Raw genomic sequence first — 13,460 nt, forward strand, 5'->3', positions numbered from 1 at the left:
GGGAGGCGGAGCCCGCGGTGCGAGAAGTGGACGCCGAAGCCCGTGACGTGGGCCTCGTGGTCCTCGGTGCGGATTTCGTGGATCGGGACGCGGTCGCGGCCCGCGAGGTGGACGTCGTCGCCCGGGATCCGGTGCCCGTCGCCCGGCTCGTGGCACCCGTGGTGCGTGACGTGGTGCCGCGGGTGCGCGAGGTCGTTCCGGTCGCGCGGGTCGTGGTGCCCCTGGTGCGTGACGCGGTTCCGGTGCCCGTGGTGCGTGAGGCCGGGCTCTTCGCCCGTGAGGTCGCGCCGGTCGCCCGGGATGTCGCGCTCCGGGTCCGTGACGCGGCTCCGGCCGCCCGCGAAGCGGTGGTACCCGCCGCGCGGGACACGGCACCCGCGGCGCGGGACGTGGCTCCGGCCGCCCGGGAGGCGGTGGTGCCCGCTGCGCGGGTCGCGGCACCCGCGGTGCGGGATGTCGCGCTCTTGGTGCGTGAGGCCGGGGTCTTCGCCCGTGAGGTCGCGCCGGTCGCGCGGGTCGCGGCACCCGTGGTGCGGGCCGCGGCCCCGGTCGCCCGGGATCCGGTGCCCGTCGCGCGGGTCTTGGCGCCCGTGGTGCGGGATGTCGCGGTCTTGGTGCGTGAGGCCGCGCCGGTCGCCCGGGATGTCGTGCTCCGGGTCCGTGACGTGGCTCCGGCCGCCCGGGAGGCGGCGGTGCCCGCCGCGCGGGACACGGTGTCCGCGGCGCGTGCCGCGGCCCCGGCCGTCCGAGAGGCCGCCCCCGCGGTGCGTGCCGCGGCGGTGCCCGCCGCGCGGGTCGCGGCACCCGCGGCCCGGGAGGCGGTGCGTGACGCGGACGCACCCGTACGGGATGCGGGCGTCGTCCGAGACGTGGGGCCTCCGGATGCGGACATCGAGGGCCTGGAAGCCGGGCTCGGCGCTCGGCCGCCCCCACGCGCGCGCTGCGCGATCAGCGTTCCGACCCCGATGGCCGCCGCTACCGGCCATTCGAGCAACCCCGCCACCGCGAGCGCGCCGAGTCCTCCGTAATAGGCGAGGCGCTCGGCAGGCGGAAGGAACGACTTGGCCGCGTCGACGGCCTGTCCCGCCTCCTGCCTGCTGACGTGCGGCATGTGAACATGCGGAGGCCGCAGCTGCACGGTCAACATCGGAAGGTTGAGCGTGAGCGAGTTGCCGTCCTGTTTCCTGCCTGCCTGGGCATGGGTTGTGGACGTTGCGGGTGTGGTCGGTCTCTGCGCCGTACGGGCGCGTGACCGGCTCGTCTGAGCTACTGCCATGATCCCTCCTCAATGGGAACCGAGGGAAGGTTGCAAATGGAGCCCGCAGGAGGTCGATCATGCCTTCTACGTGCGGTTATATGGCCCGAGTGCCATTCTCGTAATCTTCCTCGTATTAGGGCCGCGAAACGCGTAACGGCCGTTGAATCGGATGTTGGGGGAGGAATCTCCGCGCTGTCGGACCGCTCGCCTTCGTTCCCGGACGTTCTAGGAGAGGTACGGCTTGAGCTCGCGGCGGGCCACGGTGCGGATGTGAACCTCGTCGGGGCCGTCGAATATGCGCATCGCGCGGGCCTGCGCGTACATCGCCGCGAGCGGGACGTCGTCGGACAGGCCCATGCCGCCGTGGACCTGGATGGCGCGGTCGATGACCTCGCACGCCATCCTCGGGGCGACGACCTTGATGGCGGAGATCTCCGAGGCGGCCGCCTTCACGCCGACCGTGTCAATCATCCAGGCGGCCTTCAGGGTGAGCAGCCTGGCCTGCTCGATGGCCAGCCGCGACTCGGCGATCTGCTGCTGCACCACACCCTGCTGCGCCAGCGTCTGGCCGAAGGCCACCCGGTTGGCGGCACGGGTGCACATCAGCTCCAGGGCGCGCTCGGCCATGCCGATGGCGCGCATGCAGTGATGGATGCGCCCGGGACCGAGACGTGCCTGGGCGATACGGAAGCCGTCCCCCTCTTCCGCGATGAGGTTCGAGGCGGGCACCCGGACGTCGGTGAAGACGATCTCGGAGTGTCCGTGCTGCTCCTGGTAGCCGAAGAGCGGCAGATGACGTACGACCTCGACGCCCGGTGTGTCCATCGGGACCAGGATCATCGACTGCTGGCGGTGCGGGGGGCCGTCGGGGTCGGTCTTGCCCATCACGATCAGAATCTCGCAGCGCGGGTCGGCCACACCGGTGATGAACCACTTGCGGCCGTTGACGACGTACTCGGAGCCGTCGAGCCTGATGGAGGTGGCGATGTTGGTGGCGTCGCTGGAGGCCACTGCGGGTTCGGTCATCGCGAACGCCGAACGGATCTCGCCGGAGAGCAGGGGCTTGAGCCACCGGTCCCGCTGCTCGGGCGAGCCGAACATGTGCAGGACCTCCATGTTCCCGGTGTCGGGGGCGGCGCAGTTCAGCGCCTCGGGAGCGAGGTCGATGGAGCGGCCGGTCACCTCGGCCAGGCTGGCGTAGTCGAGCACCGACATGCCCGACTCGGCGGGCAGGAACAGGTTCCAGAGACCGCGCGAGCGCGCCTCGGCCTTGAGTTCCTCCACCACCGGTGGCAGCTCGTGACTGTCGTGTCCCCGGGTCTGGCGCCACGCGTGGTAGACCGGCTCCGCCGGGTACACGTGGGCAGCCATGAAATCGGTCAGATTGGCGAGGTATTCCTGCGCCGTGTCGCTGAGCGCGAAGTCCATGGCGGCCAGTTTGGCACCACCCCTTCTTCGGCCGTCCACCGGTCCACGCCTACCCTGGAACCCGTTCCATCAAGGAGGAGAGATGCTGAAGGGCGTGTTGATCGACTGGGGTGGCGTGCTCACCGTCGGTCTTGCCGAGGCGATCGCCGAGTGGATCGTCGCCGAGAGGCTCGACGAGGCCCACTACCGGCAGGTGATGCGCGAGCTCGTCATCCGCGCGTACGAGAACTCGGAGAACGGCGAGAACACCATCCACGCCCTGGAGCGCGGGGAGATCTCCGGCCTGGACTTCGAACGTGACCTGGCGGCCAGGCTGATCACGACGGACGGCGTGCCGCCGATCGCCGAGGGGCTGCTGACCAGGATGTTCTCCCGCTTCCACCGGGTCGAGCCGATGTACGAGATGCTCCGTGAGGCCCGCGCCGCGGGGGTGCGCACCTGCCTGCTCTCCAACTCCTGGGCGAACGAGTATCCCCGTGAGGGCTGGGAGGACGTCTTCGACGAGGTCGTCATCTCGGGGGAGATCGGCATGCGCAAGCCCGAGCCGAGGATCTTCGAGCACGCGCTCGGCAGGATCGGCCTGACCGGACAGGAGTGCGTGTTCGTCGACGACATCGAGGCCAACATCGAGGCCGCCCGGCAGCTCGGCATCGTCGGCGTGCACCACCGCGACCCCGAGCTGACCATCACCGAACTGGAGACCCTGTTCCGGATCCCGCTCCGCTGACCTGTCCCGCCCGTCTCCTCGTTCGTTCTCGATCCCGCTTCGCCGACCTGTCCGTCTTCGCCCGTTCGTGATCTCGCTTTCCTGGCCCATCCATCTTTGTCCGTTCGTGATCTCGTTGTCCTGTCCCGTCGGTCTTCGCCCGTTCGCATCCTCCGTGCCGAGGCCCTGCCGCCGGGCGCCGCCTCCGGATCGTGTCGCTTCGCGCGGGCGGTAGCACCGGAGGGCGCGGGTACTGGCACACTCGATGCGTGAATCGGCGCCGAACCGGCGCCGATGTCGGAGAGATAGATCGAGGCATGGATGCGCGTGTACCTGCCGTGTACGCTCCCGGCGCTGGCCCGCGTGGTCACCGTGGGGGAGCTCGGCCCGGCCCCGCTGAACGGTTACGCGGTGACCCCCGCGTTGATCGAGTGGTACGCCTCGGGTGACACCGAGGAACTGGAGTACGTCGCCCTGACTGAGGCGGCCAGGGATTCCCTGCGGATGCTGGCCGCCGACCGCGTCGACGGGGTGGAGGTCGCCGCGCGGCGGGTGGTCGTCGCCGTCGACGTACCGGAGGGCGACGTGAGCGCGAGCGTCGACCTGGAGGAGCGCGCCCGGGTGCGGCTCGCCGCGGCGGTCCCGCTGGGATTGATCGCCGCGGTCCACGTGGACGACCTGTCGGCGGTGGAGGACGTCGAGGCCGCCCTCGCCGCGCTGCCCGCGGCCGACCGCGGCGACGACGACGCCCGCTTCACGGTGGACGGCGCCGAGGCCAACGAGCTCCTGTGGTACGCCACCCAGGAGATCTCCGACCTGGTCGGCTGACCTTTCCCCTCGCGTCCGGAGCCCGGCGCCCGTACCCCCGAAACCTGGAGCCCGGGGGAGTCCCCGTGCCGCGAGCGGGCCGATTCCCCCGTCGCGGCGCCGGTCCGGCGGGGGTTTTCGCTATTCTGGAGGGCAATATGAGACACATTGTTTGGGATTGGAACGGCACGCTGTTTCACGACATCGACGCCGTCGTCGGTGCGACGAACGCGGTGTTCGAGCCGTACGGGCTGGGTTCCTACGATGCCGACCGCTTCCGTGCGGTCTACACGCGCCCGATCTGGGCCGCCTACGAGCGCATGCTCGGCCGTGCCCTGGAGGACGGCGAGTGGGAGAGGCTCGACCTCGGTTTCCACGAGAGCTACCACCGGCTGATGCTGGAGTGCGGGCTGGCCGCCGACGCCCTCTCCACCCTGCAGAGCTGGGAGCGCGCGGGCGGCAAGCAGTCGCTGCTGTCCATGTGGGCGCACGAACGGCTGGTTCCCAAGATCGCGGAATTCGGGATCGACCACCACTTCGCCCGGATCGACGGCCTGCGCAGCGCTCCCGGCGGGCACAAGGCCGAATCGATGGTGGCCCACCTCGCCGCGCTCGGCATCGACCCGGCCGACGTCGTCGTGATCGGCGACAGCCTGGACGACGCACACGCCGCCCAGCACGTCGGGGCACGCGCGGTCCTCTACACCGGCGGCATGACCAGCCGGGCCGATCTGATGGCCTGCGGCGTCCCGGTCGTCGACACCCTGGAGAACGCACTCGACCACGCCTGACGGCCCGCCACGCGATCTCCCGAGAACCGGCGAACGGATCCTTTCGGTATCGAAGACGGTCATCGTGCGCTTGGAGCCTTACCCTGGGCATCCACCCCCATTCCGGGAGGTCCCCGATCAACCGCCTCGTCCTCTGGAACATCGACCTCACGCTGGTCGACGTGTCGATCGTCACCCGCGACGCGTACGCGGAGGCCTTCCGCAGTGTCACCGGAAGACCCCTGGTCAAACTGACCCAGGCCAACGGGCGCCCCGACTCGGAGATCGTCTTCGAGATGCTCGCCATCAACGGGATCGTCGCCGGGGACGACCACCTCCCCAGGTTCCTCGACGCGCTGGCGGTGTCCTTCGGAGCCCGGCGCAAGCGCCTGGCCAAGGACGGCCGGATGATGTCCGGCGCCCGCGACGCGCTGAAGGCCGTCGCGAGGCTCGACGGCGTGGTCCAGTCGGTGCTCACCGGCACGATCAAGAGCAACGCGGTGCACAAGCTGACCGCGTTCAGCCTCGACAAGCACGTCGACTTCGAGATCGGCGGCTACGGCGAGGAGGTCTACCCCAAGGCCACCCTCCTGCAGGTCGCGCAGGGCCGCGCCAAGCAGAAGTACGGGGCGACCTTCGACGGGCGCAACACCGTGCTGATCGGCGACTCGGCCAGGGACGTCCAGGCCGCCAGGATCGCCGGGGCCGCGATGATCGGGGTCGCCTCGGGGCGTTCCCTCCCGGCCGAACTGCACGAGGCGGGAGCCGACGTGGTCCTGCCCGACCTCTCCAACCCCTCCGAGGTCGTCGCCGCCGTCGCGGGCCTCACCTCGCCGGCCCGGCGCGCGGGCCACTCCCCGGCGGGCCGCTGACTCCTCGCCCTCGCGGGCGACCGTCCGGCGGCTGTACGGGGCGAACCATGCGGAGCCGGACCCGTCACCGCTGATCGGCCCCACATGTCCGGCGAGGATTCATGTCCGTGGCCGGGCGTCGCCCGTTCCCGCCCGGGAGTTCGTACGTGGCCGTCCCACACGGGGTGGGTGGAGGGTGTGTGGCCACGGGGGATGACATTCGGGTGGGGCGCCGAGAGGATGGGGGTCATGGTTGAGGAAGGTGCGCCGCTCTGGGAGCCGTCCCCGGAGATCGTGAGGAACGCCAAGGTCACCCGCTACGCGCAGTGGCTGGGCCGGGCCGGTGACTACGAGTCCCTGTGGCAGTGGTCGGTCGACGCCCCGGAGGAGTTCTGGACGTCGATCTGGGATTACTTCGGGGTCGTGGGAGAGCGCGGTGACGGGCCTGTCATGTCGGGGGAGATGCCCGGCACCGAGTGGTTCGCCGGGTCGACGCTGAACTACGCGGCCAACGCGCTGCGCGCGGCCGCGTCCGCCCCCGGACGGCTCGCGGTGATCTCCCGCGACGAGGCGGGCGGGCGCCGGGCGCTCACCCTGGGAGAACTGGCCGAGGAGGTGGCGCGGGTCCGCACGGGACTGGCCGCGCTGGGCGTCGGCCGGGGAGACCGGGTCGCGGCCTACGTGCCGAACGTCCCCGAGGCGCTGATCGCCTTCCTGGCGACCGCCTCCCTGGGCGCCGTCTGGTCCTCCTGCTCGCCCGACTTCGGCGCGCCCAGTGTGATCGACCGTTTCACCCAGATCGAGCCGAAGGTGCTCGTCGCGGTCGACGGTTACGACTACAACGGCAGGCGCTTCGACCGGAGCGGGGTCGTCCAGGACATCGCCGCCAAGCTGCCGACCCTGGTGGCGCGGGTGAGCATCCCGGCCCAGGACATCCCCGGCACGGCGGAGAGCCAGGGCGCGACCGGCGACGGGGTCCGTACGGTGAGCTGGGCGGAGCTGCGCGCCGTCGCGGGGCCGCTCGACTTCGAGCCGGTGCCGTTCGGGCACCCGCTCTGGATCGTCTACTCCTCGGGCACCACCGGGCTGCCCAAGCCGATCGTGCACGGTCACGGCGGCGTGGTGCTGGAGCACCTCAAGGCGCTCTCCTTCCACCAGGACCTGGGCGAGGACGACGTCTTCTTCTGGTACACCACCACCGGCTGGATGATGTGGAACTACCTCGTCGGCGGCCTGCTGGTCGGCTCGGCGGTGGTGCTCTACGACGGGGCCGCGACCTACCCGGAGACCGGCGCGCTCTGGCGGCTGGCCGCCGAGGAGGGCGTCACCTACTTCGGTACGGGGGCCCCGTACGTGATCGCGTCCATGAAGGCCGGTCTTCTGCCGTCCGGTCTCGACCGGCTGCGGGGGCTCGGCTCCACCGGCTCGCCGCTGCCGCCCGAGGGGTTCGCCTGGGTGCACGAGGCGCTGCCGGAGGTCCAGCTCGGCTCGTTCTCCGGCGGCACCGACGTCTGCACCGGTTTCGTGGGCGCCGTACCGCTGCTGCCGGTCCGGGCGGGGGTGATCCCGTGCCGCTGCCTGGGGGCGAGGGTCGAGTCCTTCGACCCGTCGGGCACGCCGGTGATCGGCCAGGTGGGGGAGCTGGTGCTGACCCTGCCGATGCCGTCGATGCCGGTGATGTTCTGGAACGACCCCGACGGGTCCCGCTACCGCGACAGTTACTTCTCCGAGTATCCCGGCGTCTGGCGGCACGGCGACTGGATCAAGATCCTTCCCGACGGCGGCTGCGTGATCTACGGCCGCTCCGACTCGACCCTGAACCGGGGCGGTGTCCGGATGGGCACCAGCGAGTTCTACCGCGTGGTGGAGCGCTTCGAGGAGATCACCGACAGCCTGGTGATCGACACCGGCCAGCTCGGGCAGGAGGGCCGCCTGCTGCTGTACGTCACCATGGCCGAGGCGACGCCCCTGGACGACGACCTGGTCGCGCGCCTGCGCCGGGAGCTGCGGGAAGGCCTCTCACCGCGCCACGTGCCGAACGAGATCATCGAGGTCCCCGGCATCCCCCGCACCCTCAGCGGCAAGAAGCTGGAGGTCCCCATCCGCAAGATCCTCCTCGGTGTCGCCCCGGAGAAGGCCGCCAACCTCGACGCCATGGCCAACCCCGAGGTCCTCTCCCACTTCGTGCCGGGGGCCCACCTCTCCCGGAAGGCCGGGCCGACCCCGCAGGATGAGCCGACCTCGCAGACCGGGCCGACCTCGCAGACCGAGCCGACCCCGAAGACCGAGCTCCCCCCGGAGGCCGACGCCACCCGGCACTGACCGCCGCGTCGCGGGTCACGCCGGAAGGCCCGCCGCCACGGCCGGTCACCGCGGCGGGGCGGTCCCGGTTTCCGGAGGACATTCCTCCCGGGAACCGGGGTCACCGGCTCAGGCGGCCCGGGACGGGATCCCGGTTCGCTACGCAGGTGATGAAAAATACTGACTCGTTTCGCCGGGTCGTCGCCGGCATCGCCCTGCTCGCCTGGCCGGTGCTGGAGTTCCTCGCCTTCCTCACCTCACCCCCCGGAGCCGAGCACGACCCCGACATCTTCCGCGAGCACGCGACGACCGTGCAGGTCAGCGCGCTGCTCTACGTCTGGGCGACGCTCAGCCTCATCCCGGTGGTCCTCGCCCTGGCCCACCTGCTGCGCGAACGCGCCCCGAGGGCGAGCGGCATCGGGGCCGCGATCGGGCTGATCGGCTCCGGGCACGCGCTGACGCTCTTCACCACCGACTTCTACGACCTCGCCCTGGCCCAGACGCTGCCCGCCGCGCAGGCGGAGGCGGTCACGGCCCGGGCGGGCGAGCTGTGGGGCTTCCTGTACGGCATGCTGCTGCCCGCGTTCCTGTGCCACGTCGGCCTGTTCACCCTGCTGATCGCGCTGGCCGCGGTCAGGGTCGCCCCCTGGTGGGTGCCGGTCGTCGCGATCGTGGGGACGGTCGTCCCGTTCGTGGCCATAGGGCAGTCGCCGGCCGTGCAGTCGGTGGGCGCCCTGCTCCACCTGGCCGCCTACGGCTGGATCGCGCTGCGCGTGCTGCGCATGCCGGACGCCGAGTGGACCGGGGGTGTCAGAGCCCCGCTTCCCTCGCACGCGTGATCGCCTGCGCCCGGTCGGCCACCTGGAGCTTGGTGAAGACGGCCGACACGTGGTTGCGCACGGTTTTCTGGCTCAGCCCGAGCCTGGCCGCGATCTGCGGGTTCGTCAGGTGCTCGGCGACCAGGCCGAGGATCTCCCGCTCCCGCCTGGTCAGCTCGGGCAGGGCCGGTCCGCCGCGCCCGGCTCCGGGTCCGCGCTCGGCGAAGTAGCCCACCAGCCGGGCGGCGACGGCGGGCCCGAAGATGGCCTCGCCCTCGGCCACCGCCTGCACCGACCGGACGATCTCCGCCTTCCTGGCGCCTTTGAGGACGTAGCCCCGGGCACCGGCCCGCATGGCGGCGAACACCGAGTCGTCGTCGTCCGACATGCTGAGCACGACCACCCGGATGTGCGGGTGGTCGCGGGTGAGCCGCTCGGTCGCCGCGACCCCGCCCATGCCGGGCATCGCCAGGTCCATCAGGACCACGTCGGGCTGCGCCCGCCCGACCAGGGCCAGCGCCTGCTCGCCGCTCGCGGCCTCGTCGACCACCTCGACGCCCTCGGCCGTCGACAGCAGGGTCCGCAGTCCAGCGCGAAACCCCGGGTGGTCGTCAACCAGCAGGATCCGGATCACCGCTGTCCCCTTCCTCCTCGCCCGCGGGCAGCACGACCCTGACGAGGGTCCCGCCCCCCGGAGGCTCCTCGAACGTGCACGATCCGCCCAGCTCCGCGGCCCGTTCCCGCATCGACGCCAGCCCCACCCCCGCCGCGTCCGGCCTCCCGGCCTCCGCCACGTCCGGCTTCCCCGCCCTCGCCGAGTCCGGCCCTCCGGCACCGTTCCCCTCACTGGCACCGTTCCCCGTACAGGTGTCCTCCCCGGCCCCGGGCTCCGGCCGCATCCCGCGGCCGTCGTCGGACACCTCCAGCCTCAGCGTGCCGCCCACCACCTCCACCCGCAGCTCAGCGCGGGTCGCCCCGGCGTGCCTGTGCACGTTGGTCAGCGCCTCGGACGCGATCCGGTAGGCGGCGACCTCGGTGGCGGCGGGCAGCGGCGGCAGGTCGTCCGGGGCGTGCAGGGCCACGCGCAGGCCGGACGGCTGCCGGGTCGCGTGGGCACGGAGGGCGCCGAGCAGCCCCAGGGAGTCCAGCGCGGGCGGGCGCAGCCCGTCCACCAGGGTCCGCACGTCGGCCACCGCGGCCTCGGCGTCGGAGACGATCCCGGCCAGCAGTCGCCGCGCGCGCTCGTCGCCGACCAGGTCGTGCACGGCCTCCGCCCGCATGGTCAGCGCGGCCAGCGTGGGCCCGAGCCCGTCGTGCAGGTCGCGCCTCAGCCGGCGTCGTTCCTCCTCGCGGGCCATCACCAGCCGTTCCCGCGAGCGCCGCAGGTCGGCGGAGAGCCGTACGGCGTGCACGGCCACCGCGACCTGCCTGGCCAGGTCGCCGAGTACGCGCAGGTCGCGGGGGCCGAACCCGCTCTCTCCCGGCCTGGGCGACAGGATGAGGTCGCCGACGCGCTCGCCGTTGTGCGTCAGCGGCAGCCGTACGAGGTCCGCGCCGGGCGTGCCCGAGGCGTGCCGCGAGCCCGCGGCCGTCTCGACCGCCGCGTACGGAAGGCGCAGCGCCTCGGCGACCGACCGCGCGACCCCCGGCAGCACGGTTCCGGGCTCGGCGGTGCTCTCCAGGCGACGGCCCAGGCGGGTGAGCGCCGCGTACGGGTCGTCGCGCTCGCCGTACGTCAGCAGGTTGATCCAGCCCTGCAGCCGTTCCCGCAGCGGCGCGAAGGCGAGGGCGACGAGCCCGGCGGCCAGGATCGAGATCGGCAGGTCGTCGGAGGGGAAGAGCGCGCCGAGGTAGCCGACCACGGCCACGTACCCGCCGGTCACGCATGCCGAGAGCAGCGCGTAGACCAGCGTCCGGTTGATCACCAGGTCGATGTCGAAGAGCCGGTGGCGCAGGATCGCGACGCAGATGGCGACCGGCAGGAAGGTCGAGCCCGTCGCGCCGACCAGCTCCCAGGGGGTGCTCGTCGAGGGCCAGACGGCGCCGGGGACGTCGTCGGTCAGCCCGGCCGCCAGCCTGGCCGAGATGACCACCATCTCGACGGCGACCGCGTAGACCAGCCAGGCGATCTGGCGGCGCTCCCCGCCGCGGCTCCGCAGGGCCCGCACGCCCAGGTCCAGCGCGCCCGCGGCGAACACCACCGCGAACAGGACCGTCATGGCCGCCTCCACCACCGGTGCCGCGCCCGCCAGCTCCGGCACCCCGAGCGGGTTGACCACCCCGCTGTTCTCGCCGACCTGCTCGTTCTCGCCCGGACGCAGCGCGCCGGCCACCATGGCCACGGCTCCCGCGGCGGCGGCGCCGATCACCAGCCCGCGCGCTCCGCGCGAGTACGGTCGCCCCCCGGGGAAGAACAGCGGGATCAGGCAGGCCGAGAGGTTCGCCGGTACCCACAGCCAGGTCTGCGGCCAGGCCAGGACCCCGGCCAGCGGCAGCCCCGGATGTGTGACGAGGCCGAGGATCGCGTACTGCCCGCAGGCCTCCATGAGCGCGAAGCAGAAGGCGCTCAGCGCCAGCAGCCGGCCCACCCCGTGCCCGGGGCGGCCCGAGCCTATGAGCCCGCCCGCGAGCGCGCAGGCCGTCACGAACAACAGGTGTGACAGGGAGCGCAGGCCCGTGCCGTTGAGAGCCGCGAGGGTCAGGGCGAGCACGACCAGGAGCAGGGTCAGGGCACACCACGACCACGCGATACGCGCCGCTGCCGCCACTGTTCCTCCGAGCCTGTACCCCCGAGCCGGTCGCCACACCGTACCCGGCCGCGCGCCCGGTCCACCGGGACGATGTCCCGGGACGGCGCCGGGTGCGCCGGGCACGCGGGGCACACCGGCGAGAACCGGCGGCCCGGGATCTCCCCGCGCCGGATCCTCGAGGTCGGGGCGCCGGGAGCCCGGTCTCCGGGGCCGGACGCCCCGAGGTCAGATCCCCTGCGGGAGGCGGAACAGGCGGCCGGGGTCGCGGGCGGCCTTGATCTGGGCGAGCCTGGCGGCGTTGCCCCCGTAGTAGGCCGCGCGCCAGCCGCCGAGCTCCGGGTCGATGTAGTTGACGTACGCGTGATCGCCGAAGTGGGGCCGCATCGCCGCGTGCGCGCTCCTGGCCCAACCGGCCGCCCCTGGGCGGTGGGCGTAGTACTGCACGCTGTAGAGGGCGGCCCGGTGCGGGAAGGCCGTGGCGTCGGGGCGGACCCTGGCGACGGCGCCGCCGAGGGCGTCCAGCAGCACGGTGTGCTCGCCGGGGCGGGCGACCTGGGCGACCAGGGCCTTGGCCCCGGCCTCGGAGAGCGGGCGGTAGGCCATGTGCGACTTGGCCGTGAAGGTGTCCCTGGACAGCCGCCCGCCCCGGGTCTGCCCGGGAAGGGAGCCGCCCAGGTGACACTGGGAGACCGAGAGCGAGCCGCAGCCCGCCATGGTCAGCATGGCCTGGCGGTAGGAGGTCTGCCTGACGTAACTCGACGACGGCGACCCGGCCGCGTCGGCCAGCCTGTCGAGCAGCCGCTCGCAACCGGCCCTGCCGCCGAGGTAGAGGCCGACGACCTCCACGTCCGTCGCGCCGTTGCGGCTCAAATGCATCCCCGACCACATGGCGTCGGGGGCCGAGGGGGCCCACGCCTGCCAGGCGCGCAGGGCCCTGACCGCCTTCGACCACGGCCAGTGCAGGAAGAACACCGTGACCTCGCGGGTGGGGTGGGTCCGGAACCCGAAGGAGACCGCCACGCCGAGGTTGCCCCCGCCGCCGCCCCGCGAGGCCCAGTAGAGGTCGGCGTTGTGGTTCGCGTCGCAGGTCAGCAGCCGGCCGTCGGCCGTGACGATCTGGACCGACTCCATCACGTCGCAGGTCAGGCCGTACTTCCTGGAGACCACGCCGATCCCGCCGCCCAGCGCCAGCCCGCTCACCCCGACCGTGGCGCAGGTCCCGGCGGGGATGCTGACCCCGCTCGCGGCCAGCTTGTCGTAGACGTCGATCAGCTTGGCGCCCGCCCCGACGGTCGCCCGGCCCGAGGAGTGGGCGACCTTGCTCATCCGGGACACGTCGAGGACCAGCCCGGTCCCGGTGGACCAGCCCGCGTAGGAGTGCCCGCCGGACCGCACGGCCAGCGGCAGTTTCAGCCGTCGCGCGAAGGCGACGCACTCGGCGACGTCGGAGGGGTTGGCGCAGTAGGCCACCCCCGAGGGCCGCACCGCGTCGAAGGTGGGGTTGAACAGCTTCCGGGCGCCGTCGTACGCGGCGTCGCCCGGCCGGATGAGCCTGCCCTCCAGCCCGCCGGCCAGGGCCCGCCAGTCGGCGGGCCGTGGCGCGCTCGCGGCGCTCCGGCCGGTCGTGCCGGCGGTGTCACCGCCGTTCATGCCGACGGCGCCCAGGGTGGGTATCCCCTGAGCGCCCAGTGTGAGGGCGGCCAAGCCGCCGGTTCGAAGGAATGCCCGCCTGTCCGGAGGGGTTCGCATGTCGTTACTCCCCGAGGTTCAG

Annotated in this window: 11 protein-coding genes; 7 read left to right on the top strand and 4 right to left on the bottom strand. The window is 72.5% G+C overall.

Annotated elements, in window-relative coordinates; all coding sequences use genetic code 11:
• The first annotated feature begins 17 nt into the window (after positions 1 to 17).
• Positions 18 to 1,028 (top strand): hypothetical protein, encoded by a 1,011-nt coding sequence (locus ACSDR0_RS15435; protein ID WP_435289484.1) that lies wholly within the window; start codon positions 18 to 20, stop codon positions 1,026 to 1,028.
• Between the two features lie 455 nt (positions 1,029 to 1,483).
• Here the strand turns inward: ACSDR0_RS15435 and ACSDR0_RS15440 are convergent, their stop codons facing one another.
• Positions 1,484 to 2,686: an acyl-CoA dehydrogenase family protein gene (locus ACSDR0_RS15440; RefSeq protein ID WP_435289485.1), complete on the bottom strand. Its 1,203-nt coding sequence runs from the start codon at positions 2,684 to 2,686 to the stop codon at positions 1,484 to 1,486.
• Positions 2,687 to 2,768: 82 nt separating this feature from the next.
• Between ACSDR0_RS15440 and ACSDR0_RS15445 the strand changes: the two genes are divergently transcribed.
• From ACSDR0_RS15445 to ACSDR0_RS15470, 6 genes are all read left to right on the top strand, one after another.
• Positions 2,769 to 3,413 (top strand): HAD family hydrolase, encoded by a 645-nt coding sequence (locus ACSDR0_RS15445; protein ID WP_435289486.1) that lies wholly within the window; start codon positions 2,769 to 2,771, stop codon positions 3,411 to 3,413.
• Positions 3,414 to 3,713: 300 nt separating this feature from the next.
• A complete protein-coding gene (locus tag ACSDR0_RS15450) occupies positions 3,714 to 4,220 on the top strand; it encodes a DUF6912 family protein (protein WP_435289487.1) in 507 nt (168 codons plus the stop codon).
• Between the two features lie 137 nt (positions 4,221 to 4,357).
• On the top strand, positions 4,358 to 4,990 hold the full coding sequence (locus ACSDR0_RS15455; protein ID WP_435289488.1) for an HAD family hydrolase: 633 nt from the start codon (positions 4,358 to 4,360) through the stop codon (positions 4,988 to 4,990).
• 116 nt (positions 4,991 to 5,106) lie between these two features.
• Positions 5,107 to 5,841: an HAD family hydrolase gene (locus ACSDR0_RS15460; RefSeq protein ID WP_435289599.1), complete on the top strand. Its 735-nt coding sequence runs from the start codon at positions 5,107 to 5,109 to the stop codon at positions 5,839 to 5,841.
• Between the two features lie 228 nt (positions 5,842 to 6,069).
• Positions 6,070 to 8,142: an acetoacetate--CoA ligase gene (locus ACSDR0_RS15465; RefSeq protein WP_435289489.1), complete on the top strand. Its 2,073-nt coding sequence runs from the start codon at positions 6,070 to 6,072 to the stop codon at positions 8,140 to 8,142.
• 149 nt (positions 8,143 to 8,291) lie between these two features.
• Entirely contained in the window at positions 8,292 to 8,960 is a 669-nt protein-coding gene (locus ACSDR0_RS15470; protein ID WP_435289490.1) for a hypothetical protein, read from the top strand.
• Here the strand turns inward: ACSDR0_RS15470 and ACSDR0_RS15475 are convergent.
• From ACSDR0_RS15475 to ACSDR0_RS15485, 3 genes are all read right to left on the bottom strand, one after another.
• Positions 8,932 to 9,573 (bottom strand): response regulator, encoded by a 642-nt coding sequence (locus ACSDR0_RS15475; protein ID WP_435289491.1) that lies wholly within the window; start codon positions 9,571 to 9,573, stop codon positions 8,932 to 8,934. The two genes, ACSDR0_RS15470 and ACSDR0_RS15475, sit on opposite strands and share 29 nt — an antisense overlap.
• Entirely contained in the window at positions 9,551 to 11,707 is a 2,157-nt protein-coding gene (locus ACSDR0_RS15480) for a sensor histidine kinase (RefSeq protein ID WP_435289492.1), read from the bottom strand. The genes ACSDR0_RS15475 and ACSDR0_RS15480 overlap by 23 nt, the downstream gene beginning before the upstream one ends.
• Before the next feature lie 207 nt (positions 11,708 to 11,914).
• Positions 11,915 to 13,438, bottom strand: a complete 1,524-nt coding sequence (locus ACSDR0_RS15485; RefSeq protein WP_435289493.1) for an FAD-binding oxidoreductase — start codon at positions 13,436 to 13,438, stop codon at positions 11,915 to 11,917.
• Positions 13,439 to 13,460 lie beyond the last annotated feature (22 nt).

The sequence above is a fragment of the Streptosporangium sp. G11 genome (genome assembly GCF_051192615.1).
In the GTDB taxonomy this organism is placed as follows: domain Bacteria; phylum Actinomycetota; class Actinomycetes; order Streptosporangiales; family Streptosporangiaceae; genus Streptosporangium.